The sequence below is a fragment of the Lactobacillus acetotolerans DSM 20749 = JCM 3825 genome, from assembly GCF_001436775.1.
Lineage (GTDB): Bacteria > Bacillota > Bacilli > Lactobacillales > Lactobacillaceae > Lactobacillus > Lactobacillus acetotolerans.
Genome location: NZ_AYZC01000005.1, coordinates 1 through 23,094, shown reverse-complemented (window position 1 = coordinate 23,094; position 23,094 = coordinate 1). Strand labels below are relative to the sequence as shown.

Here is a 23,094-nt window from a genome sequence, read left to right as displayed (position 1 = left end):
TTTGTTGTTTTGACAGTCTTTTTAAATGTTAACGCTATCATTCTTTATTTGTTAACAAGTTAGCATAAATTTAATTTAACCCTTAAAATGCACTTCACGCAAATTGGTCAACAAATATTGCTTCTTACTGGAATCATAACGGTCATTTTGAATCTTTAATCCTAGAAGATAAATCGATCTTTCTTTTAAGATATTATGAATTTTTTCATAGATAGCTGGAAAAATGACAACTTCCTGACTACTGCTAGAATCCGCAAAGCTAGCAAAAGCCATTGTTGTTCCTTTTTTAGTCCTAATCCTTTTTAAAGTCATCAACTTTCCCACACCGACTCCAGTTTCGTTTATTTGGAATTGATCGAGTGGCTTAGCATCAAACTGCTTTGCATACTTTTGTACAGCAATAAGTGGTGATGTCATGGTTGAAAAGCCCATCGCTTTTTCTTCCATTTCGACTTTTTCAGCCTTAGTTGGTGCTGGAGCTGGTTTTATTGGCACACCGCCTAAACCTTCTGACAAAGATAGATTTTGTCCGGTTAACTGCACATTTTCGACGATATCCTGACAATTTTTCAATAATTCGTTACGATTGCCATCAATATGATCAAAACAACCAGCCATAATCAAAGACCTAATTGCCCCAACTTGTAGGAATTTAGCATCAATTCTCCGCAAAAAATCATTTAAATCTTTAAAGGGTTCCTTTGTATCAGCAATTTGGGTTAAAAAGTCAGTCCGTAAGCCTTTAACTGCCCGCAAGCCTACCAAAATCTTACCGTCCTTAACACTAAAGTTAAGCGGGCTCTCGTTGATATCTGGTGGCAATATACGAACATTGGCTTCTTGTGCACGCATAATGTAGTTTCGTACCTTAAATTTACTAGAACTAACCGAATTAAGCATTGATGTATAAAATTCTGCAGGATAATGAACTTTTAAGTAAGCAAGCCAAAAGGCAATTTCAGTGTAAGCAACGGCGTGTGAACGGTTAAAACCATAATTAGCAAATTGTTCAATATAATGATAGACACGTTCGCCGACTTTGCGGTCGTGCCCCTTCTTGACCGTCCCCTCAATAAACCTATTTCGTTCTTGTTCAATTACGTCCTGATTCTTTTTGGACATAGCACGCCGCAAAATATCGGCTTCCCCTAAAGAAAAACCAGCTAAAATTTGTGCAGTCTGCATGACCTGTTCCTGATAAACAAGGACGCCATAAGTTGGTGCCAAAATTTTCTTTAAACTTGGATCTGGGTAAGTTACCGGTTCTTCCCCCTGTTTTCTAGCAATAAAAGTAGGGATATTTTGCATTGGACCCGGACGGTATAATGCATTGACAGCAACTAAATCTTCAAAATTATCTGGATGCAGTTCTCTCAACACACGTCTGATTCCATCGGATTCAAACTGAAACACAGCATCAGTTTTACCTTCTTGGAATAATTTCAAAGTTTTGGGATCATTTAACGGAATCTTATTTGGATCAATCTTGATACCTTGTCCTCTAATTGAATTCAAGGTATTACCCAAAATAGTTAAGTTCCGTAAACCCAAAAAGTCGATTTTTAATAAACCTAAAGATTCAACGTATTTTTTTGTTTGTTGCGTTACTGGGATTCCAAGCTGCCCCGATTGAAGGCCAGAAATTTCCGCAATCGAATTATCACTAATTACTAAACCGGCCGCGTGAATTGAATAATGCCGTGGCAATCCTTCAAGACCCAGTGCGGTCTTAAAAAGTAATTTATTTTGCTCAGTACTATTAACAAGCAGGCGCATTTCCCTGGAATCTTTATAAGATTCTCGCAGAGTAATTTTCTTTTTTGAATAAGGAACAGCATTAGCCCATTTATTCAATTCAACAGCACTAGCGCCAAACGCACGGCCAACATCCCGCAAAGCCTGTTTTGCGGCTAAAGTACCAAAAGTTAAAATTTGGGCCGCATGATCCATACCATATTTGTGGTACATGTACTCAATAACATCATCCCGTTGATTATCTGGTATATCCAAATCAATATCAGGCATTTCATGTCTTGAAGGATTTAAGAAACGTTCAAATAGTAAATGGTATTGCAAAGGATCAACTTGAGTGATCCTCAATGAATAAGAAACCAAGGAACCACAAGCAGAACCACGCCCAGGTCCCGTCGTAATTTTTACACGGTGGCAATAATTAACAACATCCCAAACAATCAAGAAATAATCGTCAAAGCCCATTTTATTGATGACGCTTAATTCATAATCAAGCCGTTTTTGGTATGCCTCAGGCACCTTTTTATTGGCAAAACGTGTTTCTAATCCTGTTTGGGCAAGATAATGAAGGTATTCCTTAGAAGTAGGAAATTTATCCTGGTGGTATTTAGGCAAAACCGGAGATTGAAAAATAACTTCGGCGTTACAGTCTTCCGCTATTTTCCAGGTATTATTAAGAGCTTTGTCTAGATCAAAATTGTGATAACGTGCCGAAAGTTCCTGGCTAGAATTTAAGAAATGAGAACCGTTTTGCTTAGACAAATCTTCAATATTTTGCAGTTGCCCGCCATCTTTAATCGTAAACAAAGTTTTCTGCAGAAACTGGTCTTTAGGCCTCAAGTACTGACCATCTTCCACGGCCACCATCGGCAAATCAAATTGCTTGCTCATAGTTTTGACATAATCAATATAACTTTGTTGAGTTTTAGAAGCGTAAACACCTATATATAAGGAGCTGCTTTGCGGAATTAATCCTTTTAAATCACGGATTAGCTCACTTCCCAGCCGTTCATTCTGCTCAAAAAGCATTAATAACTCACTACGGGTATTGGCAGGAATTATAACTACTAAATCTTCAAGGTACTTAGTTAATTCTTTTAGGGTTAATACCTTCTTATTCTCCCCATTCTCGGTCAATAAGTTAATCGCGCTCGATAAGCGCAGAACATTACGGTATCCCTTATTACTTTTAGCCAAAACAATTAAGTCATACTTATTAGTACTGTCTACCAAACCGTTTAAACGAACTTCCATCCCCAATAATGGTTTGATTCCTACTTTTTTGGCTAGTTCATAAAAGTTAACTAGACCGTATGTAACGTTGATATCCGTTAGGCCAACGGCTTCGTATCCTAAATCTTTAGCCGTAGATAATAAATCTTTAATTCTTGTCGGACTCTCAAGTAAAGAGAAAGAACTTAAATTTTGAATTGCAGCAATTCTCATTCCTTGGCCACCTTTCTACTAAAATTAGTATACCAAATACACCGTTTTAAGTTTGAAAACACGCCTAACTTTTGCTAAAATTCATCTATGAAAGAGGGAATAACTATGGGTCGCTATATAGTAACTATTTGCTGGAGCGTTGTTTATATGCTAATCGTCGGCTTTATTGGAGCTCCATTAACACAAAACGTTTTTAATCTTAAAGAAGCTGTTATAATGGGTGTCATCTTTGGCTTTCTTTTCGCAGCTATTATTCCAACGATTACTGCTCATGCAAACAAAGATAAAAGTAAATTTAATAAACTTAAATAAATTTTGATAATCAAATAAGCCGTTAGCAAAAATGCTAACGGTTTATTTTTTCTAATTAATAAAATTGATAATTTTTACTAGTATCTACTTCTACATCGGTTTGAGTTAAATATTCCTTAAACATTTGCACGTAATCTTTATCGAGGGTAAATTCGATCTTATCCATACTGTATTCAGGATAAAAGCCACCACCCATAGCTCGGTAATTATTAACCGCTAAATGATAAATCTTATTGTCTTCAACCACTTTACCATTCAAGGTCAATTCGGTTAATCTATGCCCTTCTGGCTTAGAAATATCGGCTTTATATTTAACCGGATAAAAGACATCAAAATGATACAGCATTGGTTTTGGTTTAATCCAACGGTCCTTAAAACCAATCTTACCTGACTGATCTTTTTTAAGAAAAGAAAGGCTGTATTCAATAATATGCTTTAACTCCTTACCCGTTAACTTAACCCGACAAAGTTGGTTAGAATATGGATAGTTAAGGAGGACATCCCGCATAGTAACTTTCTTGCCAAAGCCCTTAGCAGTTTCACTCATCACTGCGGTAGCTGAAACATCTGCCTTAGTAAAGTAAAGCTGCATCTGTTGCAAAAGGTTTATAAATGGGGCTCCTTCAAGCCTAGCCTTTGTTGCATTTCCAATTGGTGCTGGCTTATTTAGTTGTGCGATTGGCTGGTCAAGCCACTTTTGCGTATTTTTATCTAAATCCTTAACTAAGGCAACAATCTTTTTATCGGGTTCATAATCTTTGGTATCGATCAATTCTGTAGACATAGACTTGATCTTTTTACTTTCATCGTCAATGTTTAAAACCACCTTAGCAACGGCCTCACCCCGGTATCCTGGCTGTACAATCGCTGTATTACGGGTTACTAAATTTAGCCTGCGGTGTTGGTGGCCGGTTAGTAACACATCCACCTCTGGAATTTTTGTTAAAATCTTATACCCCTCGTTTTCACCACGATCAGGTTCTGTGGCCTTCCCAGTTTGGGGATCACATTCAAAACCGCCATGATAGATAACAGCCAAAACGTCCACTTGTGGTCGTAAAATTTTTGCATAATGCTTGATTTTGCTAAAAGCAGAAACAAATTTTAAACCAGCAACGTGTTCCTTAGGTTCCCAATGTGGGATGTATTGAGTGGTTATTCCAAGCAAGCCAACCTTAATCCCGTCTTTTTCAATAATTTGGTATTCCTTACCAAAAGCCGATACATCGGTTTGTGCATCCAGAATATTGTCATTAATTATTGGTGCTTTATTATTATCTACGTAATAAGCCAAATAATTTAAACCAAAGTTAAAATCATGATTACCTATACAACGTGCATCATAGCCAACCAGGTTATAAGCAGCGGTTAACTTTGCTAGAGCCGAGTAATCATCGACAGAATGAGCATATGACGCAAGAGGAGAACCTTGCAAACAATCTCCCGCGTCGGTCACAATAACATGATCCTGACCATATTTAGCTTTCTCAGCCTTAATCACGGAACTAACCCGACTTAGACTAAATGGCGCTTTGTAATCTGTTTTGTTTTGATAATCGGTTGGAAGTAAAAATCCGTGGACATCACTTGAATGTAAAAATATTAATTTCATAATCTTATTTTCTAAATTTCTGTATAAAAAAAGACACCTGATATAAACGGTGCCTTTTAATTAATTATTGTCATTGTTGTTAGTATTATTAGTCTTATTAACAACTTGACGACCTTTATAATAGCCTTTTGGTGAAACGCGGTGGCTTAAACGGTACTCACCAGTAGTTGCATCATAATGCATTGCTGGTACAGTTAACTTAATATGTCCACGACGTGAACGTTTCCGTTGTTTCGAAGTATGTCTCTTAGGAACTGCCATTTGATTTGATCTCCTTTATTGTAATTTTAAGTTTCAAGCTACACTTAAAGAGCAACCTGAATTACTTCACGTGTTTTAATGATACTATTCAATCATAAATAAATCAAGATTTATTAGCTTTTCTTGCTACTATTATTTGGTTTATCCGGTCTTAAATTCCAACCTAGCAAAATGCCGATAATTATCATTACCACAAGAACAATAATCAATGGCAGCTTAAATTTGTAAAAGCCAAAATTAATTGCCACATCATTGGTATTGAGCACCACGAAAATAACCGCAAGTAATATAAGAATCAAACTGATAATTAATTTAATTTGTTTTTTCCTAGCTTTCATATTCTTACTACTTTCTAGAAGCAAATTTCAGGGATACACGGTCACCAATTGATGGAAATAAGTTATAAAGCTTGGCTAAAACAGCTAAGCTAAGCGGTAAATTTAATTCCCGCTTGTTGCTGCCAAAGAAGTGAACAACTTGCCATGCTACATCGTCAGGATCCAGCATGAACTTTTCAACACTCTTAGCATAATTGCCGGTCTTATCAGCAATATTAAAGAAGTTAGTATAAACAGGTCCTGGATTAACGGTCATAACCTTTACACCAAATGGTTTTAATTCAAGCCGTAAAACATTTGAGAATTGAATGACCGCTGCCTTAGAAGCACTGTAAGCAGCTGATTTCGTGGTCGGAACCTTACCAGCCATTGAACCGAAGTTAACAATCTGGCCAGTCTTCTGCTCTATCATCAATCTACCAACTAAACGGGTGAAGTACATTAACCCTAAAACATTAACTTGGAACATCTCGGTAACTTCATGCCGGTCCATTTCCATAAATGTTTCAAACTTACCAAAACTAGCACAGTTAACCAAATAATCAATGTGCTTTACTACTTTAACTATATTGTTAAAGGTGTCGTCAATTTCATCGCTCTTGCCGATATCAGTTGGGAAAACATATGCATCGGCACCAGATAATTCCTTAGCTTCTGCAGCAATTTTCTCTAACTTATCCTGTCTTCTAGCAATCAGGATTACTGTGGCACCACGTCCGGCACTCTCTAAGGCAATGGAACGGCCGATACCACTTGAGGCACCAGTTACAACTACAACTTTATTTCTTAATGAATCACTCATTTTTTACACCTTTCATTGGAATTACTACCCGATCAAAATCATTAACCAATTTTGTATTTGGAAAGATTCTTTTTGCTTGTTTTTCCAAATTCTTAGCTTTTGAACCTAAATACCTAGCAGATATGTGATCCAAATATAAATGCTTAACTCCATTATCACGCGCAACCTTAGCTGCTTCAACCGCAGTTGAGTGATAATATGCATGCGCTAATTTGGCTTCATTACCAGCAAAAGTCGATTCATGAACCAACACATCAGCATTTTTAGCTAATTTAGCAATGTTTGGTGTAGATCGCGTATCATAAATGATTGTTACTATTCTACCAGGTTTATTCGGACCTAAAAAGTCCTCACCATTTAGTATAGTACCATCAGACAAGGCTATTTGTTTACCCTCTTTTAATTTACCAAGTAACGGACCATTAGGAACCTTATATTGAGCTAACTTATCCATCAATAATTCTCCTGGATGAGAATCCTCGACAACCCGATAACCAAAGCTCGGTACCCGGTGATCTAATTTCTTAGCATAAACTTTAAATCCTTGACCTTGATAAATAAGGCCACCTTTTACCAATGCAACAAATTTAATTGGATAAGATACCTTAGACCGAGACACCCTTAAAGCGGTTCTAACAAATTGTTCAAGACCTGGAGGGCCATATATTGTTAACGGTCCGACGTCCCCTTGAAAAGAACGCGTTGCTAGTAAACCTGGTAACCCAAAGATATGGTCACCATGATTGTGTGAAATAAAAATTTTGGTAACTTTGCGTAAACGAATATTTGTCCTCAATATTTGGTGTTGTGTAGCTTCGCCCACATCAAAGAGCCAAATTTCATTAATTTCATCAAGCAGTTTCAAAGCAATACTTGACACATTTCTTTGTTTTGACGGTTGCCCTGCTCCTGTACCTAGAAATTGTAATTCCATGAATTTCCTATCTTAATACTTTGCATGCTCAATTATTGTTTTCACAACAAAAGCACTATAATGCTTAGATCCAACTGGAGTCGGATGTGTTTCATCCTGATAAAACCACTTAGGATGATTCTTTGAATAACCGTACCAGTCAATAACAGTTAAATTACGATGATGTTTAGAGGCTTGTTTTAGTAAACCGTTAACTTGATCCTGCCATTGCTTGGTCGGAACATGGGTATTTATCCAAAAGACGTGCCGTTTAGGACCTATCTGGTGCATCAAGCGATCCAGATCATTCATCGAAAATGGTCCATTAGTTCCTAAGCCAATTAAAACGTTATCAGCTAATACACCTTTCTTTTGGTATTTATTCAATAAATCATAGACAACATCCAATTGACGCGAAACAGCAGCATCGATTAAAGCTTTCGGCATTAATCGTTTCAAATCATTACTGGATCCAGCCATAACCGAATCTCCAACCGCCGTAAGCTGAACTTTGCGGGCTAATTGCAGATCAACCTGTGAAATACCATATTTTTCAAATGATTTATTAACTGGATGTTTCTTAGCCCTTTGGGTGGCTTCCTTAACCAGTTTAGTCTTTTGTGTCGTCTTTTTCTTAGATTTTCTTAATTTAGCAATTAAGGTTTTATTATCTTTGGATTGTTCTTTCCTGTTAGCAATTATTCGCTCAGCCAGTTGTGACTTATTAAAATTCTCTGCTTTTACAGTAGGAGAAACAATAATTCCCATGCTGCCAACCAAAAAGATTAATACAGCTACAACTGCTTCTGCTTTTCTAAGGTAATCTTTTCTTTTAATATCAAATAATTGTGTAAAGTAATTTTTCGTCTTTGCCCAACTAATTTTACCCATTGGCTTTTCGATCAAACGATAAGTTAATTCACTAATAAGCAAAATAATAAGCACTTCAATAATATGATACAGCAAAACATGATCGGCCATATCGGTTACCTTATCTTCAAAAAAGATCATCACCGGAAATTGGTATAAATAAATACCGTAACTTCTAGAACCAATCCAGTTGAAAACCGGATTAGTTAACCAACGGTTCCAGTGGCTACCAGGATGAGCAATTATTCCCACCATGATGGCAGTTAAAACAGTAAAAATTAACATACCACCATAATAAGCAAATGCTGATTGCGGATTCATCGTGTTACTAAAGAATAATAGTAGCATGCCAATAAATGCTATTGCACCAACAATATCAAGGGCACGGGTGTCCGATTTTCTAACTTGAGGTTTTAAATCTTCTATTGGCCAAATTACTGCTAGAGCTGCTCCAATTCCTAAAGAAAAAAATCTGGTATCAGTTCCATAATAAATGCGGTTAATATTAGCGCCAGTCTTATAGAGAAGTGCCATTTCTAACGCTGAAAAAATAGAAAGTCCGAAAAGTACCCAAAAAATCCCTTTTCTTTTTTTAAAGTATTTGACTAAAAGCCAAATAACTAACGGCCAAAGAATATAAAATTGTGCCTCAATCGACATGGTCCATAAATGCGTAAAGGGAGATTCATTCGTGGCAAAGCGTTCAAAGTAACTTTGTCCGTTAAGAATTTGCCAAAAATTATAGACATTAAGTAAATTAGTAATCACTATTTGGTTTAGTTTTACCAATAAATTACGCTGAAACAAAAGAATATACGCCGCAGAAAGCCAAAGTACAGCAATTAACTGCGGATATAATTTCTTAATCCGACTTAAATAAAAGCCCTTAGTGTTATAACTACCCTCTTCTTTGTAAGAACGCAGCATATGGTCTGTGACCAAATAACCTGATAAAACAAAAAATATCGGCACCCCAAGATACCCGCCAATAAAAGTATCAGGATTGAGATGGTATAAAATCACCCCAATAACTGCCAATGCTCTGAGTCCAGAATATCCTGTAATAAACCGATTTTTCTTCATTTTTTAAACTTCTCTAAAATTATTGCACAAATTCAAAATTAAAATCACCAATTGCCACATCATCACCATCAACGGCTCCTTTTTTGCGTAAAGCTTCGTCTATGCCTAAATGCATAAGCTTCCTAGCTAAACGTACAACACCATCATGATGATCAAGATTTGTCATTTCAACTAAACGTTCCAGGCTTTCACCCTTAACCACAAATTCGTGCTCGCCGACTTTTTCAACAGTAAATTCATTCTTCTTAGGTGCCTTGTACTTGTATTCTTTAACTTTATGGACAGGCTTAGGCTTCGCAACAACTTGTGTTTTTTCAACCTCTTCAACCAAAGAAGCAGTGTCTTGCATTAATTTTTTAACACCCTTATGGGCAACACTAGAAATAGCATAAACTGGCTCGTTTATCCCATTACTCTTTAAATCTTTTTTGAAATCAGCAAGTTTGTCCTCAGACCCAGGAAGATCCATTTGGGTCGCGACAATTAATTCTCGTTTCTTTGATAACTTAGTATCGTAAGACAACATTTCATCTTTAATTGTCTTGTAATCATTAATTGCTTTTTGACCATTATTTGGATCCATTGAAACTAAGTGAAGGATTACCTTCGTTCTTTCAATGTGGCGTAAGAATTGGATACCCAATCCTACACCTTTACTTGCACCTTCAATCAATCCAGGCAAGTCAGCGATTGAGAAATCACGCCCGTCAGGCAAGATAACCATCCCTAAATTAGGTGTCAAAGTGGTAAAAGCATAAGCCGCTATTTTGGGCTTAGCCTTAGTTACTACTGAAAGCAGTGTTGATTTCCCAACTGATGGGAAACCAACTAAACCAACATCGGCCAGCATCTTCAATTCAAGACGCAAAACCCGATCTTCGCCTGGTTCACCATTTTCAGCAATTTCTGGTGCCGTATTAACACTCGAGGCAAAGTGAATATTGCCACGACCACCACGGCCACCATGTGCAACAACCAATTCTTGCTTGTCTTTAATAAGATCGCCAAGTTCTTCATTGCTATTAAAGTCATAAACTGTAGTCCCTACTGGAACCTTCAGGTAAAGGTCTTTCGCGCCCCTGCCATATTGGGATTTAATCCGGCCTTTTTCTCCATCTTCGGCTTTAAACTTCCTCCGATAACGAAAATCCATTAAGGTACGTAAGCCACTGTCGGCTACAAAGATGATGCTGCCGCCGCGACCGCCATCACCACCGGCTGGTCCACCATTAGGAACATATTTTTCGTGACGGAAAGCAACCATGCCGTCTCCGCCTTTACCGGCTTGAACTTCAATTTTAGTTTGATCAACAAAAGTAGGCATGTTCTAATTCTCCTTTCCGTCTTTTCCAACTTTACTACTATACCACATAAAGCTATAGAAATCGTCTCTATTCCTTGATTCTAATCAAAGTGTTAACTTCACTGATTGCGCCTGTGCCAAGGATAAACCGACTTTTCGCAATTCATCAATTGATGCACCCTTAATTTTCTTAAGTGAGCCAAAATTACGCAACAATTTATTACGGCTCTTTGGGCCAATGCCTTTAATAGAATCGAGCCTGCTTGATAAAGCATTCTTGGCATGAGTTCTTCTATGGAAGGTAATTGCAAAGCGGTGAACCTCATCTTGAATTCTGGTCATTAAGTAAAAACCTTGAGACTTCGGATCCATTGGAATTAATTTCAACGGCACACCATTGATCGGATCACCGAATAATAGGTGATTCGTTCTGTGTTTATTATCCTTAACCATCCCTGCAACAGGAATATTTAGATTAAGTTCATTTCGCAAAACGTCTTCACAGGCATCAACCTGAATCTGGCCACCATCCATTAAGATCAGATCCGGCATTTTCTTATGTTCACGAAGAAGCCTGCTATAACGCCGCCTAACAACTTCACGCGTATTTCTAACTTCGTCGCCGCCATTTTGGTGTTCAACTGCTCCCTTTAACTTATATTTACGGTAAGAGGTCTTATCTGGCTCGCCATCTTTAAATACAACTAAAGCAGAAACTGGATCGGCACCTTGAATATGCGAGTGGTCGAAGCTTTCAATTACATGACCGTATGGTAGTCCAAGTGCATCAAAAATTTCTTTTTGTGCCCCCTTAGTTTTACGGTTACCAAGCTCAAGCAGCCTAAACTTATCGTCAATTTTAAGTTTAGCGTTATCTTTAGCCATGTTTAACAAAGATCGTTTCTGTCCCCGTTTAGGGGTTCTAACTGGAACTTTAATTACTTCAGATAAAGCCTCGTTGTTAATTCCATCAGGAACTAAAACTTCTTTAGGTAAAATACGGTTACGTTGCCCATAGAACTGCACGATAAATGAAGTAAATTCATCCTCTGGATCTTCTGTATCCGTCAAAGGAAACATTTTTGTTTCCCTTCTAAGTAGTTTGGCCTGCCGCAAAAAGAAGACCTGAATAGATATCCAAGACCTATCAACGTAGAAATTAAAGATATCCCTTTGCGTATTATCATTGGAAATAATCTTTTGCTTCTCAACGGTCTCTTCGATGTACCGCAATTGATCTCGAATTTCTGCAGCTCGCTCAAATTCAAGCTTCTTTGATGCCTTTTGCATTTTTTTAGTTAAATCACGTTTAACCCAGGCAATATCCCCGTTTAAAAAGCTTTTGATCTTTTTAATTTGCTTATCATATTCTTCCTTCGGCACCGTCTTAAAACACGCACCTAAACACTGCCCCATATGGTAATAAAGACACGGACGCCCCTCGTTACCATGACAGCGTCTCAATGGGAAGACTTTCTGAATAAACTTTAAAGTAGCTTGTGCAGCATAAACGTTGGGGTACGGGCCAAAGTAATATCCACCATCTTTATGAACAATACTAGTTAAGCGTGTCTGCGGATCACGTTCATGTGTAATCTCAATATAAGGATAGCCAGTACCCTGTTTTAACTGGACATTATAATAAGGTTGATATTTTTTAATTAAAGTAACTTCAAGTAGAAACGCTTCTTTATCAGTAGAAACGGTAATAATATCATAATCGCGGATTTCTTGAACCAGTTCTGCCCTGCGTCCAACTTGTTTACTCTTAAAGTAAGAACGTACACGACTTTTTAAATTTTTTGACTTACCTACATAAATGACCGTTCCATTAATATCTTTCATTAAATAGCAGCCAGGTTTAGCAGGCAAAAGTTTTAATTTATTTTCAATTAATTCCGTTGCCAAAAAAAATCACTCCTTGAAATAGCCTTATAAATTTTAACACAAATCGCTATAAAACAGGTCTAAACAAGCTTACAGACAGATAGCTATTTATTAAAAAATTATAATTTTAGGATAATATTACATTTTGAAATATTTGTAATAATTTTGTCATATAGTTCATAACTTGCATTCCAATATAGTTGCTTAGTAAAAAAGCTTACATATGCAAAAAGGAGATTTTTAATATGAAATTCAGTTTAAAAACACTTACATATTTAAGTATTGCTGCCCTATCTTTGATTTCTGCTAGTGCAATGCCAGTAAATACAGCGGTAACAAATAATTCTCACCAGATTAATACTAATAAGCAAGTTATTAACAAAAAAACTCATGAAAATGTAAAACTTAGCCAACAATTAGCTAAAGAAGGTTATACTTTTCGTTTAACTCCAGGGAATTCTGATCAAGGGCTACAAAAGAAAGTTGCTGGTCTTAATAATCCTCATATGAAACGCTCTACACTTAAAAAACTAATTAAAAATAAGACTAATTTTAAAGTTTACCGCGTTTGGGAATATAAGAATGGCTTAATGTATAAAGCATTTTCTAAATCTGGCAAGTATCGTGGCGGGGTTGATGATACAACTTTATATAATAAACATTATACTGATAAATCATTGCAACCTGTAATTAAAATGGAGAAAAAGGCAATCAATGTATTAGGAAGTAAACCTCCTATTACTAAAGTTAATCGAGAAAGATCACAACGCTATTTAAATAAAGCTTTAATGGATGCTCAGCAGCTTCATGGTAATGAAAGAAAAATAGCTATCAATTCAGTTAAGCAAACTAAATCATATGTGAAGACTCTTAATGTCGCTCGCACACCAACATTGCTTTGGAAAAAGATTTAATTAATATAAAAATGCATCTCAAAATCACCTAAATTTAGTGATTGACGGGATGCATTTTATTCTTTATATCTTTTTACTTAATTAACTTGATTAATGGCCTTGCCATCACTTAAGTAAGAGATGACATTTTCTGCGGATTCTTTAGCCAAATTATACCTTCCAGCATGAGTAGCAGATCCCATGTGCGGAGTCAAAATAACGTTATCTAAGTCATAAAACTTGGGATCAACTTTCTTTTGGTTTACAAACACATCTAAGCCAGCGCCTGCAATTTCTTTATTTTCAAGAGCAGCTATCAATACATCTTCATCAACTAAAGCACCACGAGCAATATTAATCAAAAATGCCGTCTTTTTCATTTTCTTAAAGACCTTTGCACTGATAATTCCAGTTGTTTGCGGAGTTGCCGGCGCGTTTAAACTCAAGTAATCTGCTTGTTTAATTAAGGTATCAAAATCAACATACTTTGCCCCAAGTTTTTCTTCAATTTTCGGTGCTACTTGGTGACGGTTATGATAAATTATCTTCATCCCCAGCATCTTAGCAAAAGAGGCTAATAATTTACCAATTCGACCCATACCAAAAATAGCTAAGGTCTTACCTTCAATATCATATCCTTGGTTGGCATAGTCATTTGAACTTATAAATTTGCCTTCACGAATCGTATGGTCATAATAACAAATCCTTCTTGCACAAGCCAAAATCAAGGTTAAACCAAGTTCAGCTGTGGGACGACGAACACTCTTAGGAGAGTTAGAAACCACAATGCCCTTTTTCTTAGCATAAGCTGTATCGACATGATCAAAGCCAACACCATAAGTAGAGATAATCTTTAAATTTTTAGCTGCATCAATCATCTCAGGATTAAACTTCATTTTAGAAGTAATTACAGCATCATAGGGAGCAATATGATCAAGCACCCACTTGCGGTCATTTTTTGGACCAGCGGCAATTGTCACATCAAATTTATTTTTTAAGTCGATAATTGCGTCTTCCCTAACCGCATCTAAAACTAATACTTTTAACTTACTCATTTTAACCTACTCCTTTTCACTACTATTTTTTAAAGCTAAAACATTATTTTTCTTAAAGTAGATTCGTTCAGCATTATTTCCCATCACATCTTCTAATTCTTTTTCATTAAAAATACCGCTAACACCAAGCCAAGATACTAAATTATGATAAGAATTAAAGGTTGCTGACCACGGTGCATCACTACCCCACATTAATCTTTTGGCTCCTAAAATATCTTTTGCTAATTGAACATCAATTTGACAACGAGGAAATGGATACGCACCCGTTCCCTGCTCTTTCTCAATATCCTGGATTGCCGAAAGATCACAGTATATATTTTTATGTGGAGCAAACTGGCTTAAAGCATTCGCTAAGCGCTTCAAATGATCTGCATTTGGAAAAGACAAATGGCAAACCACAAAATCTAAATAGGGGTACATTGCTGCTAAATGATCAATTGCTTCAGGCTGATATGATTTCTGGCTGTAATCACCGTAATCTACTGTAATGACGAACCCGGGGAAATCAGCTAAGTAATGAAAAATTTTACTCCATTTTGGCTCAAGATCCAGGCGAAAAGCAGAATGATATCCCATTAAGCCGCCACCTTGACTAATTTCTAATTTGGCAGCACGAAATCCTAATTGATCCACATAACGATGAACTATCTTCAAAGCATCGTTAGCATAAGGATCCACTGAAAAAGCAGGAATGAAACGATCAGGGTATTTCTTAGCAACTTGATATGAATAATAATTTTGAAAGCCATATAGACTGCCTTGCAATAAAACGGCTTTACCAATACCTTCATTGTCCATAACTTTCAAGGCCGAATCAATCAAAAAATTATCATTACCCCAACCTTTTGGAAAAAGTTGCGTATGCATGCCATTATCCCAAACAACTTTACCATCGCCTAAGGCATTAATCCTGCCTTTAGCATTATATCCGGCTAAATTACGAACCAAATGTAAATGGGCATCTATTCTTTTCACACTAAAATCCTCCTTATAAAAACTTATTAATAGCTACAGCAACACCATCATGATCACAATCAGTTGTTACTTTATCAGCATTTTTCTTGGTTACTTCCACTGCATTGCCCATCGCAACACCTAATCCTGCATAATCAAGCATGGGCATGTCATTAGCTTGATCACCTAAAGCCATCACGTTTTCTGGATTAATATTTAAATGATCACACAAAATTTTTAATCCCGTTCCCTTATCAATATTTTTTGCAGTTGCTTCAAAGTAAAAGGGTTCTGTTTTCGATAAAGTAACACGATCTTTAACAGAATCAAAAAGTGAACTAGTAATCTTACTATTTAAATAATCTGGATCATCAATATACATACATTTAATAATAGGTATATGACGCATCTCTTCTTGCGTTCTATATGATACTTCTAACTTAACAATTCTAGAGTTATAAATAGTATAGTGACCTATATCTCTATTAGCAGTATATAACCGATCTAAACTAACTGCATGAAAGTGTAACTTTAATTTTCGCGCAATTGCTTCCAAATCAATATATTCTTGATAGCCAAGTCCTTTTTTAAAAATAACATTCCCACTAGTAGATTCAACTACGGCACCATTAAAACTTACTATAAATTGATCATTCTGCTTATTAAGACCAAGTTCATCTAAATATCGTTGTGCACCTGAGAGTGGTCTTCCTGTACAAATAACAATCTTTTTCCCCTTACTTTGAGCAGTCAAAACTGATTTCTTAACTGCGGGGGTAATTTCTTTCTTAGAATTAACAAGTGTCCCATCAATATCGATTGCAATTAATTTTATATCTGGCATTTTTCTCCCTATCTTTAAAACATAATTTACAGTCAATTATTTATCAAATTCTTGAACAATGATATTTACTAAATATTTAGCTACTTCATTTTTGCTCATTTTCTTCAATTTTTTCGGTGTGTTATGTCTACTTAAAATTGTAACTTGATCCTGATCATTACCAAAAACATTTTGACTTACATCATTAGCAATAATATAATCTGCATCTTTTTCTTGGAGTTTTTTACTGGCATTCTTTAAAAGTTCGTTGGTCTCTGCAGCAAAACCCATAATTATTTGATCTTTTCCCTTTTGCTTAGATACTGTTTTCAGAATATCTGGCGTTTTAATTAAAGATAAATTTAACGTATCTTGGTTAGCATTTTTCTTTAATTTGTGGTCAGCTATTCGTTTAACCCGCCAATCAGCAACAGCCGCAACCATTATTAAAGCATTACAATCAACAAAATATTTTTCAACTATATTTAGCATATCTTCAGTACTTTCAACGTGAACATTTTTAATTAAAGGATCGTGAGGTAAAGAAACAGTGATATTAGCATAAATCAAAGTAACATTAGCACCTAAATTTGCAGCGGCTTTCGCAATCGCAATCCCCATTTTGCCACTTGAACGATTACCAATAAAACGAACAGGATCAATTGCTTCTAAAGTTCCACCTGCAGTTACAATTATCTTTTTGTTCGCTAATTTTTTTGCTCGTCTTATTTGTTTACCAATCCAAAGCAAAATATTTTTAAGTTCAGGCATACGGCCTTTAGCAGAATAACCCTCAGCTAACACTCCTACAGCTGGTTCCATTATCTTTATGCCATCAAGTTTAAGTTTGCTTAAATTACGCTGTGTAGCTGGATTATTCCACATCTGATCATTCATCGCTGGAATAATTAACTTAGGGGCAGAAGTAGCTAAAAAAGTCGTAGTAGCAGCTTCGTCAGCAAATCCGTTTGCTATTTTAGCAATAAAACTAGCCGTAGCTGGCACAACTACTGCTAATTCCGTCCACTGTGCTAAGTGAACATGCGGGATACTCGCCTGATTTTTCTTTGTCCATAAATCATCTAAAACTGGATATTTAGTTAAAGAAGCCAAAGTCACAGAACCGACGAATTTTTCTGCATTTTTCGTCATAACAATCCGCACTTTGTGTCCGGCCTTTTCCAATCCCCTTACTACTTCAACTGCTTTGTAACAAGCTATTCCACCTGTTAAATACACTGTAATTTTCATTTTCTTCTCCTGTAAAAATAATCAATAGATTGATTATTTAAAGTTAGCATTTTTAATTTACATCACTTATTATAAGCTAGCGTATTAATGGATAATATTAAAACTAGCATAATAATTACAATCTGTTCTTCATTGACAGCATTTTCATATATACTTATGATTAATTTTGTTAAGATAAATTTTATAATGGAGATTTTAAAATGGAATTAGCCGTATTTGATATTGGCGGAACTACTATTAAAGTTGCAACTTGGACAAATAATCAACTTAAAAATAAACATGCTGTTAAAACACCTGAAAATTTAAATTGTTTTTATAAAATATTAACTGAAGAGGTAAATAAAATTAAAAAGAAGCATAAAATTTCTGGTGTAGCAATTTCTTCTCCCGGTGCTGTTGACAAAAAGACCGGAATTATTGGTGGATCTAGTGCTCTTCCATATATTCATAACTTTAAAATTGTTAATGAATTAGAAAAGCTTTTTGCTCTTCCAGTTAGCATTGAAAATGATGCCAACTCTGCTGCTCTCGGAGAATTAGCAGCTGGCAATGGTAAAGGATGCAATAGTATGGCTTTCTTTGTAATTGGAACTGGGATCGGTGGGGCTTTAATTATTAATCAAAGAATTTGGCACGGTGCTCACCTTTATGGCGGGGAATTTGGTTATATGATGGTGGATAATAAACAATTGAGCACCATTGCTTCCCCAGTGGCGATGGCAAAACGATACAATAATCGTACCGGTAAATCTATAGACGGTAAAACCGTTTTTGAATTAGCTGATCAAGGAGATAAAATTGCCAAAGAAGAAAGAGAAACTCTGCTTCATGCCCTTGCAATTGCAATTTTTAACGTACAACATAGCTTTGACCCAGAAAAAATTATTCTTGGTGGTGGAATTTCAAACAATCCTAAGTTAGTACCATTACTTAATGAAGAAATTAAGAAAATTTGTAAATCCTTGGGTAACTTGGCAACAATTAAACCTAATTTAGCTGTTTGTGGACTGAAAAGCGATGCTAATTTACGTGGGGCTGTTGCTGATTTTGAACAGGAATATAATTAAGAAAGAGATTAAATTTTAAGAGGTTTAAAAATGGTTTTAAATAAAAAATTTACTTGGGGTGGCGCAAGTGCTGCTAACCAATACGAAGGTGGTTATGATAAAGGTGGCAAAGGATTAAATGCTATCGATGTTTTAACCAATGGTTCCGCAACCGAGCCACGTAAAGTTACATGGAAAAAAACAAATGGCGAAACAGGTGCTACTCCACTCGTTTGGGGTAAAAAATTCAAATTACCTGAAGGTGCTATTCCTACAATATTAGATGGTTACTATTATCCTAGTCATCAAGGAACTGATTTTTATCATCATTATAAAGAAGACATCAAATTAATGGCTGAAATGGGATTCAAAGCATTCAGAACTTCAATTGCTTGGACCAGAATTTTCCCAAATGGTGATGATAAAAAACCAAACGAAGCTGGTTTGAAATTTTATGATAATTTATTCGATACCTGTAATCAATATGGAATTGAACCGATAATCACTCTTTCACATTTCGAGATTCCGTTTCACTTAGTCAAAAAATACGGTGGGTTTACTAACCGTAAATTGATTGATTACTTCGTTCGTTTTGCAACCGTTTGCTTCAAACGTTACAAAAACAAAGTTAAGTATTGGATGACTTTCAACGAAATAGATAATCAATCCGCCTATAATAACGATTTTTTAATGGCAACTAACTCTGGTATTTTATTCAAAAAAGGTATGACCGATAAAGAAAAGGAAGCCGCTATGTACCAAGCTGGTCATTATGAGTTAGTAGCTTCAGCTTTGGCAGTTAAAATTGGTCACAAAATCAATCCTAATTTCCAAATTGGTTGTATGATTAACTACTCCCCTGTTCGTCCATTAACTCCATCCTCAGATGATGTGCTCTTAGCCGATAAATTTGAACAACGACGTGATTGGTTTTCTGACGTCCACGTATTTGGCAAATATCCAAATGCAGTTGAAGCATACATTGAAAGAAACGGATACCGGCCTGATATTACTGATGAGGATCGGATCGTCTTACAAGAAGGTACTGTTGACTATGTTGCTTTCAGCTATTACCAAACAACGACAGTTTCTTCTAAAAAAGTTAAACCTGATGATTTAACTGACCTGTCTAAGGCAGTTACTAAAAATCCAACTCTAAAGCGTAGTGATTGGGGTTGGGAAATTGATCCGGAAGGATTAAGAATTGCATTGAATCAATTAACCGACCGTTATCACAAACCATTATTTATCGTTGAAAATGGCTTAGGTGCCTATGATAAAGTTGAAGCGGATGGCTCAATTCATGATGATTATAGAATCGATTACTTAAAGAAACACATTTCTGAAATGGAAAAAGCAGTCGAACTTGATGGCGTTAACTTAATGGGGTATCTTCCATGGGGACCAATTGATTTAGTATCTGCGGGCACCGGTCAAATGGATAAACGCTACGGTTTTATTTACGTTGACAAGAATGACGCTGGCAAAGGGACTTTAAAGCGTTCACGAAAAGATTCATTTTACTGGTATAAGAAAGTAATTGCATCAAATGGTAAAAAATTAGATTAATTTTAAAAGTAACAATAGAGATTATTGCAGGTAGTTAATAATCTCTATTTTCATTTATTAAATATTTTTTTAGCGACTTTAAAATCTAACTGTTACAATAAAATAAAACATATTATTTTCGTGAAAGGTATATCTATGAAAGAAATCTATTTTAACCATGATGGTAATATCGATGATTTAGTTTCCTACCTGCTTCTACTGCAAGCTCCGGACATTAAATTATTAGGTGTAAGTGCAATTGATGCCGATGGTTATATCGACCCAGCTGTAGAAGCTTGCCGTAAAATGACAGATCGTTTTAATTTGCGTAATGATAAATTAACAGTAGCAAAATCAACTTCACGTGCCGTTAATCAATTTCCTACTGAATGGCGAACAGCTGCTTATTCGTTTAATTCTCTTCCCATCTTAAATGAAGCAGGTAAAATTACTACACCACAGGCAAAATTACCTGCCCATTTAGATATGATTGATAAACTAAAAAAAGCTGATAAATCTGTTATCTTAGTGATGACTGGACCATTAACCGATTTAGCAAGAGCATTAGATACCGATCCAAGTATTGAAAATAAAATTGCTAAATTATATTGGATGGGAGGATCACTTGACGGCCATGGTAACGTTGTTATGGTCAACGCTGACGGAACCCAGGAATGGAATGCTTTCTGGGATCCCTACGCCGTTAAACGGGTTTTGGAATCAAATATTGATATTCAAATGGTTGGCCTTGAAAGTACAGAAGAATTACCACTCAACAATAAATTGAAGTTGCACTGGGCAAGTTTACGCCGCTTTCCTGCAATGGATTTAATTGGACAGGGTTACAGTTTAATTGTCTCCAATCCAGATTCTCAATTATATTTATGGGATGTTTTAACAACTATGAGTGCACTTTATCCGCAAATCGTTGAAACACGCCGAGTTAAAGCTAAGGTACTTACTGAAGGATTAGCAGCCGGCCGATTCGAAGAAGATAAAAATGGACGTGAAATTACACTAGTAACTCGAGCTAATAAGAATTTATTCTTTAACAAAATGGATTCTATTCTTGAAAGAACAAAATAATTATTCAAGAAATTAAAAGCAGGAATTAGATTTTTATCCAATTCCCGCTTTTTTAATCAATATATTTTACGGCAGTCCCATAAGCTACAACTGACTGCATATCTTTCCCAATAGAACCATTGTCAAACCGCATCATAACAACAGCATCGGCATCCATCTTTTCCGCTTCTTTTTTCATTCGATTAATTGCTTCATCACGCGAACGTCTCAACATTTTAGTATAACCTTTAATTTCACCACCGACAAAGCTCTTAAAATTAGCCCCGGCATCTGAAATTGCATTCCGAGATTGAGTGATCACACCATAGACATCCCCAATAATTTCGTAATTTTGATTAGGAATATGCTCGGTAGTAGTTACTAAAATATCTGCCATAATTAATTTACCCTTTCATATACATTAAATTAGTTTAACAATACTAGAAAGATTAACAAAATTCAATCAACTTATTTAATAAAAAAACTGGCCTAAAAATTCATTCTGAAGCTAGTTCAATTTATTTTATTTTGCTACACCAGTTACTTTTTTCTTTTTATTAGCCTTATTAATTCGTTTCTTAAGTTCGCCTTCAATTAAGTTATATTGTTCGACAAATGATTGATACATTTCCCTGGAATTTCTCATATTCCTACGAACTATTTTTAATTGGCTCCTTAATTCAGAAGTTGAGTAAGTCTTAATATCTTTTCTTAAAGTACCGGTCGTTTCAAATGCATTGGTAACTGTATGATAAGTTCTTCTGCCTAAATGTGAAAGTAATGTGGTAACTGTTGCTTGTTTACTTTCGTCCTTAGGCTTGGTAGCATCATCTATTACTGCAACAATTGGATCGGATAGATGTTCATTCCACCAAGAAATTAACGGTCCCGTAAAGAAGGCAACGATAATTGTGGCAAAACCAACAGGTCCTGTAAATACAACAGCTGCTATCATAAATAATATATCTTGAATTACTCTAGCGGTTTTATACGATAATTTAGTTTTTTTAGAAACAATTGGAGCAATTGCATCATACGGTGCCACTCCAAGCGAAGGTGCCATATATAATGATGATCCCAATGTAAACAATAGCAAACCAATAATCGTATCTGCTGCGACTATTAGAAAACTTGTTTTATAACCAAATAGATTATGATATATACCAGTAAACCACTGAATTTCGAATCCAACCAAAACCATATTTAAAATGGTTCCGATTCCGATTTGTCCCCTATCTAACCAGATTACAAAAATAAAAAGGACAATATTGACAGTCAGTTGGTAAATTCCTAATCCTATTCCTAATTTATCTGAAACACCGGTATTAACAGCGGTAAAAGGATCTAATCCAACATTACCACCACGAAGAAAAGTCGTCCCGATTGATAAAATGGTAATACCAATAAAGGACATTAAAGTTTTTAATAATAAATTGGACCATGACTTGGGTTTATGCAAATTATTCTCTTCTTTCTTTAAGTAACAATATAATACGCATTATAAAAGAATTTAAACTAATTGACAAATATACGATATAAAAGCAAAAAAGAAAACACTAGTAGAAAAGCAAAATTTCTTATATAATTGAAGAAAAGGAAAGGAAGAGTGAATATGGGACTAACTTTTCAAAAACAAGACGATTTAGATAAAAAGCTTGATAAATTTGCTGTTGTACCTGATCCAAAAAAGACAGCTCGAAATAAAGACAAGAATAAAAAGAAAAACAAAGATAAAAAATAAATTAGTAATGAATAAAAATACTTTTGCCGGTTCATTGAAATGAACTGGTTTTTTTCTTTATGATAATTTAAAAATAAAATTTCCCTGAATTATCAAATTAAGTGCAACACTGATTCAAATAGGTCATGAAGCCAATGTT

At 35.6% G+C, this 23,094-nt stretch carries 21 protein-coding genes; 6 read left to right on the top strand and 15 right to left on the bottom strand.

Translation table 11 applies throughout. The features are described from left to right. Positions 1 to 75: 75 nt before the first annotated feature. Entirely contained in the window at positions 76 to 3,198 is a 3,123-nt protein-coding gene (locus FC77_RS01585) for a DNA polymerase III subunit alpha (RefSeq protein WP_056969801.1), read from the bottom strand. Between the two features lie 105 nt (positions 3,199 to 3,303). Between FC77_RS01585 and FC77_RS01580 the strand changes: the two genes are divergently transcribed. Continuing rightward, the gene (locus tag FC77_RS01580) at positions 3,304 to 3,510 is read left to right on the top strand and encodes a YjzD family protein (protein WP_054681361.1); all 207 of its coding nucleotides are present in this window, start codon (positions 3,304 to 3,306) and stop codon (positions 3,508 to 3,510) included. A gap of 55 nt (positions 3,511 to 3,565) precedes the next feature. Here the strand turns inward: FC77_RS01580 and FC77_RS01575 are convergent, their stop codons facing one another. The 8 genes from FC77_RS01575 to uvrC all read right to left on the bottom strand — a co-directional run bounded on the left by FC77_RS01575 (position 3,566) and on the right by uvrC (position 12,600). Then, on the bottom strand, positions 3,566 to 5,122 hold the full coding sequence (locus FC77_RS01575; RefSeq protein ID WP_056969800.1) for a bifunctional metallophosphatase/5'-nucleotidase: 1,557 nt from the start codon (positions 5,120 to 5,122) through the stop codon (positions 3,566 to 3,568). Between the two features lie 60 nt (positions 5,123 to 5,182). Next, positions 5,183 to 5,383, bottom strand: a complete 201-nt coding sequence (rpmF, locus tag FC77_RS01570) for a 50S ribosomal protein L32 (RefSeq protein ID WP_054681363.1) — start codon at positions 5,381 to 5,383, stop codon at positions 5,183 to 5,185. Between the two features lie 113 nt (positions 5,384 to 5,496). Then, entirely contained in the window at positions 5,497 to 5,721 is a 225-nt protein-coding gene (locus tag FC77_RS01565) for a lipopolysaccharide assembly protein LapA domain-containing protein (protein ID WP_056969798.1), read from the bottom strand. Between the two features lie 7 nt (positions 5,722 to 5,728). Further along, complete coding sequence (locus FC77_RS01560) at positions 5,729 to 6,523, bottom strand: SDR family NAD(P)-dependent oxidoreductase (RefSeq protein ID WP_054681367.1); 795 nt, start codon at positions 6,521 to 6,523, stop codon at positions 5,729 to 5,731. Beyond that, positions 6,516 to 7,457, bottom strand: coding sequence for a ribonuclease Z (rnz, locus tag FC77_RS01555; RefSeq protein WP_056969796.1), 942 nt, complete (start codon positions 7,455 to 7,457; stop codon positions 6,516 to 6,518). Before rnz ends, FC77_RS01560 begins: the two co-directional genes overlap by 8 nt. A gap of 12 nt (positions 7,458 to 7,469) precedes the next feature. After that, on the bottom strand, positions 7,470 to 9,389 hold the full coding sequence (locus FC77_RS01550) for an acyltransferase family protein (protein ID WP_082621102.1): 1,920 nt from the start codon (positions 9,387 to 9,389) through the stop codon (positions 7,470 to 7,472). Positions 9,390 to 9,408: 19 nt separating this feature from the next. Further along, positions 9,409 to 10,713, bottom strand: coding sequence for a GTPase ObgE (gene obgE / locus FC77_RS01545; protein WP_056969794.1), 1,305 nt, complete (start codon positions 10,711 to 10,713; stop codon positions 9,409 to 9,411). An 84-nt stretch (positions 10,714 to 10,797) separates the two neighbouring features. Then, positions 10,798 to 12,600 (bottom strand): excinuclease ABC subunit UvrC, encoded by a 1,803-nt coding sequence (gene uvrC, locus FC77_RS01540; RefSeq protein ID WP_056969792.1) that lies wholly within the window; start codon positions 12,598 to 12,600, stop codon positions 10,798 to 10,800. A gap of 224 nt (positions 12,601 to 12,824) precedes the next feature. On the opposite strand from uvrC, the gene FC77_RS01535 reads away from it, so the two are divergent. Further along, a complete protein-coding gene (locus tag FC77_RS01535; RefSeq protein ID WP_056969790.1) occupies positions 12,825 to 13,493 on the top strand; it encodes a hypothetical protein in 669 nt (222 codons plus the stop codon). Between the two features lie 77 nt (positions 13,494 to 13,570). Here the strand turns inward: FC77_RS01535 and FC77_RS01530 are convergent, their stop codons facing one another. Genes FC77_RS01530 through coaBC form a run of 4 tightly spaced genes read right to left on the bottom strand, consistent with a single transcriptional unit; the run spans position 13,571 to position 17,555 of the window. Continuing rightward, a complete protein-coding gene (locus FC77_RS01530) occupies positions 13,571 to 14,527 on the bottom strand; it encodes an NAD(P)-dependent oxidoreductase (protein ID WP_056969788.1) in 957 nt (318 codons plus the stop codon). A gap of 6 nt (positions 14,528 to 14,533) precedes the next feature. Further along, the gene (locus tag FC77_RS01525; protein ID WP_056969786.1) at positions 14,534 to 15,502 is read right to left on the bottom strand and encodes an amidohydrolase family protein; all 969 of its coding nucleotides are present in this window, start codon (positions 15,500 to 15,502) and stop codon (positions 14,534 to 14,536) included. Positions 15,503 to 15,515: 13 nt separating this feature from the next. After that, positions 15,516 to 16,325 carry a sugar-phosphatase gene (gene yidA / locus FC77_RS01520; protein ID WP_056969784.1) on the bottom strand — a complete coding sequence of 270 codons (810 nt, stop codon included), beginning with the start codon at positions 16,323 to 16,325 and terminating at the stop codon, positions 15,516 to 15,518. 36 nt (positions 16,326 to 16,361) lie between these two features. After that, complete coding sequence (gene coaBC / locus FC77_RS01515; protein ID WP_056969782.1) at positions 16,362 to 17,555, bottom strand: bifunctional phosphopantothenoylcysteine decarboxylase/phosphopantothenate--cysteine ligase CoaBC; 1,194 nt, start codon at positions 17,553 to 17,555, stop codon at positions 16,362 to 16,364. Between the two features lie 200 nt (positions 17,556 to 17,755). On the opposite strand from coaBC, the gene FC77_RS01510 reads away from it, so the two are divergent. The 3 genes from FC77_RS01510 (at position 17,756) to FC77_RS01500 (ending at position 21,235) form a co-directional block, all read left to right on the top strand. Then, a complete protein-coding gene (locus FC77_RS01510; protein WP_056969780.1) occupies positions 17,756 to 18,622 on the top strand; it encodes an ROK family protein in 867 nt (288 codons plus the stop codon). 30 nt (positions 18,623 to 18,652) lie between these two features. Further along, the gene (locus FC77_RS01505) at positions 18,653 to 20,170 is read left to right on the top strand and encodes a 6-phospho-beta-glucosidase (RefSeq protein WP_056969778.1); all 1,518 of its coding nucleotides are present in this window, start codon (positions 18,653 to 18,655) and stop codon (positions 20,168 to 20,170) included. Between the two features lie 135 nt (positions 20,171 to 20,305). Beyond that, positions 20,306 to 21,235 carry a nucleoside hydrolase gene (locus FC77_RS01500; RefSeq protein WP_056969776.1) on the top strand — a complete coding sequence of 310 codons (930 nt, stop codon included), beginning with the start codon at positions 20,306 to 20,308 and terminating at the stop codon, positions 21,233 to 21,235. A 52-nt stretch (positions 21,236 to 21,287) separates the two neighbouring features. Here FC77_RS01500 and FC77_RS01495 read toward each other — a convergent pair whose 3' ends face one another. Both FC77_RS01495 and FC77_RS01490 read right to left on the bottom strand, forming a co-directional pair. Continuing rightward, positions 21,288 to 21,611: a heavy metal-binding domain-containing protein gene (locus tag FC77_RS01495; protein ID WP_056969775.1), complete on the bottom strand. Its 324-nt coding sequence runs from the start codon at positions 21,609 to 21,611 to the stop codon at positions 21,288 to 21,290. A 126-nt stretch (positions 21,612 to 21,737) separates the two neighbouring features. After that, a complete protein-coding gene (locus FC77_RS01490) occupies positions 21,738 to 22,673 on the bottom strand; it encodes a YczE/YyaS/YitT family protein (protein ID WP_225723695.1) in 936 nt (311 codons plus the stop codon). A gap of 153 nt (positions 22,674 to 22,826) precedes the next feature. Between FC77_RS01490 and FC77_RS08330 the strand changes: the two genes are divergently transcribed. Then, on the top strand, positions 22,827 to 22,955 hold the full coding sequence (locus FC77_RS08330; protein ID WP_253727356.1) for an SPJ_0845 family protein: 129 nt from the start codon (positions 22,827 to 22,829) through the stop codon (positions 22,953 to 22,955). The last annotated feature ends 139 nt before the right edge of the window (positions 22,956 to 23,094 follow it).

Coding starts and splice junctions, on each gene's coding strand:
- FC77_RS01585 (WP_056969801.1), bottom strand. CDS start 3,198: ATGAGAATTGCTGCAATTCAAAATTTAAGTTCTTTCTCTTTACTTGAG.
- FC77_RS01580 (WP_054681361.1), top strand. CDS start 3,304: ATGGGTCGCTATATAGTAACTATTTGCTGGAGCGTTGTTTATATGCTA.
- FC77_RS01575 (WP_056969800.1), bottom strand. CDS start 5,122: ATGAAATTAATATTTTTACATTCAAGTGATGTCCACGGATTTTTACTT.
- rpmF (WP_054681363.1), bottom strand. CDS start 5,383: ATGGCAGTTCCTAAGAGACATACTTCGAAACAACGGAAACGTTCACGT.
- FC77_RS01565 (WP_056969798.1), bottom strand. CDS start 5,721: ATGAAAGCTAGGAAAAAACAAATTAAATTAATTATCAGTTTGATTCTT.
- FC77_RS01560 (WP_054681367.1), bottom strand. CDS start 6,523: ATGAGTGATTCATTAAGAAATAAAGTTGTAGTTGTAACTGGTGCCTCA.
- rnz (WP_056969796.1), bottom strand. CDS start 7,457: ATGGAATTACAATTTCTAGGTACAGGAGCAGGGCAACCGTCAAAACAA.
- FC77_RS01550 (WP_082621102.1), bottom strand. CDS start 9,389: ATGAAGAAAAATCGGTTTATTACAGGATATTCTGGACTCAGAGCATTG.
- obgE (WP_056969794.1), bottom strand. CDS start 10,713: ATGCCTACTTTTGTTGATCAAACTAAAATTGAAGTTCAAGCCGGTAAA.
- FC77_RS01535 (WP_056969790.1), top strand. CDS start 12,825: ATGAAATTCAGTTTAAAAACACTTACATATTTAAGTATTGCTGCCCTA.
- FC77_RS01530 (WP_056969788.1), bottom strand. CDS start 14,527: ATGAGTAAGTTAAAAGTATTAGTTTTAGATGCGGTTAGGGAAGACGCA.
- yidA (WP_056969784.1), bottom strand. CDS start 16,325: ATGCCAGATATAAAATTAATTGCAATCGATATTGATGGGACACTTGTT.
- coaBC (WP_056969782.1), bottom strand. CDS start 17,555: ATGAAAATTACAGTGTATTTAACAGGTGGAATAGCTTGTTACAAAGCA.
- FC77_RS01510 (WP_056969780.1), top strand. CDS start 17,756: ATGGAATTAGCCGTATTTGATATTGGCGGAACTACTATTAAAGTTGCA.
- FC77_RS01505 (WP_056969778.1), top strand. CDS start 18,653: ATGGTTTTAAATAAAAAATTTACTTGGGGTGGCGCAAGTGCTGCTAAC.
- FC77_RS01500 (WP_056969776.1), top strand. CDS start 20,306: ATGAAAGAAATCTATTTTAACCATGATGGTAATATCGATGATTTAGTT.
- FC77_RS01495 (WP_056969775.1), bottom strand. CDS start 21,611: ATGGCAGATATTTTAGTAACTACTACCGAGCATATTCCTAATCAAAAT.
- FC77_RS08330 (WP_253727356.1), top strand. CDS start 22,827: ATGGGACTAACTTTTCAAAAACAAGACGATTTAGATAAAAAGCTTGAT.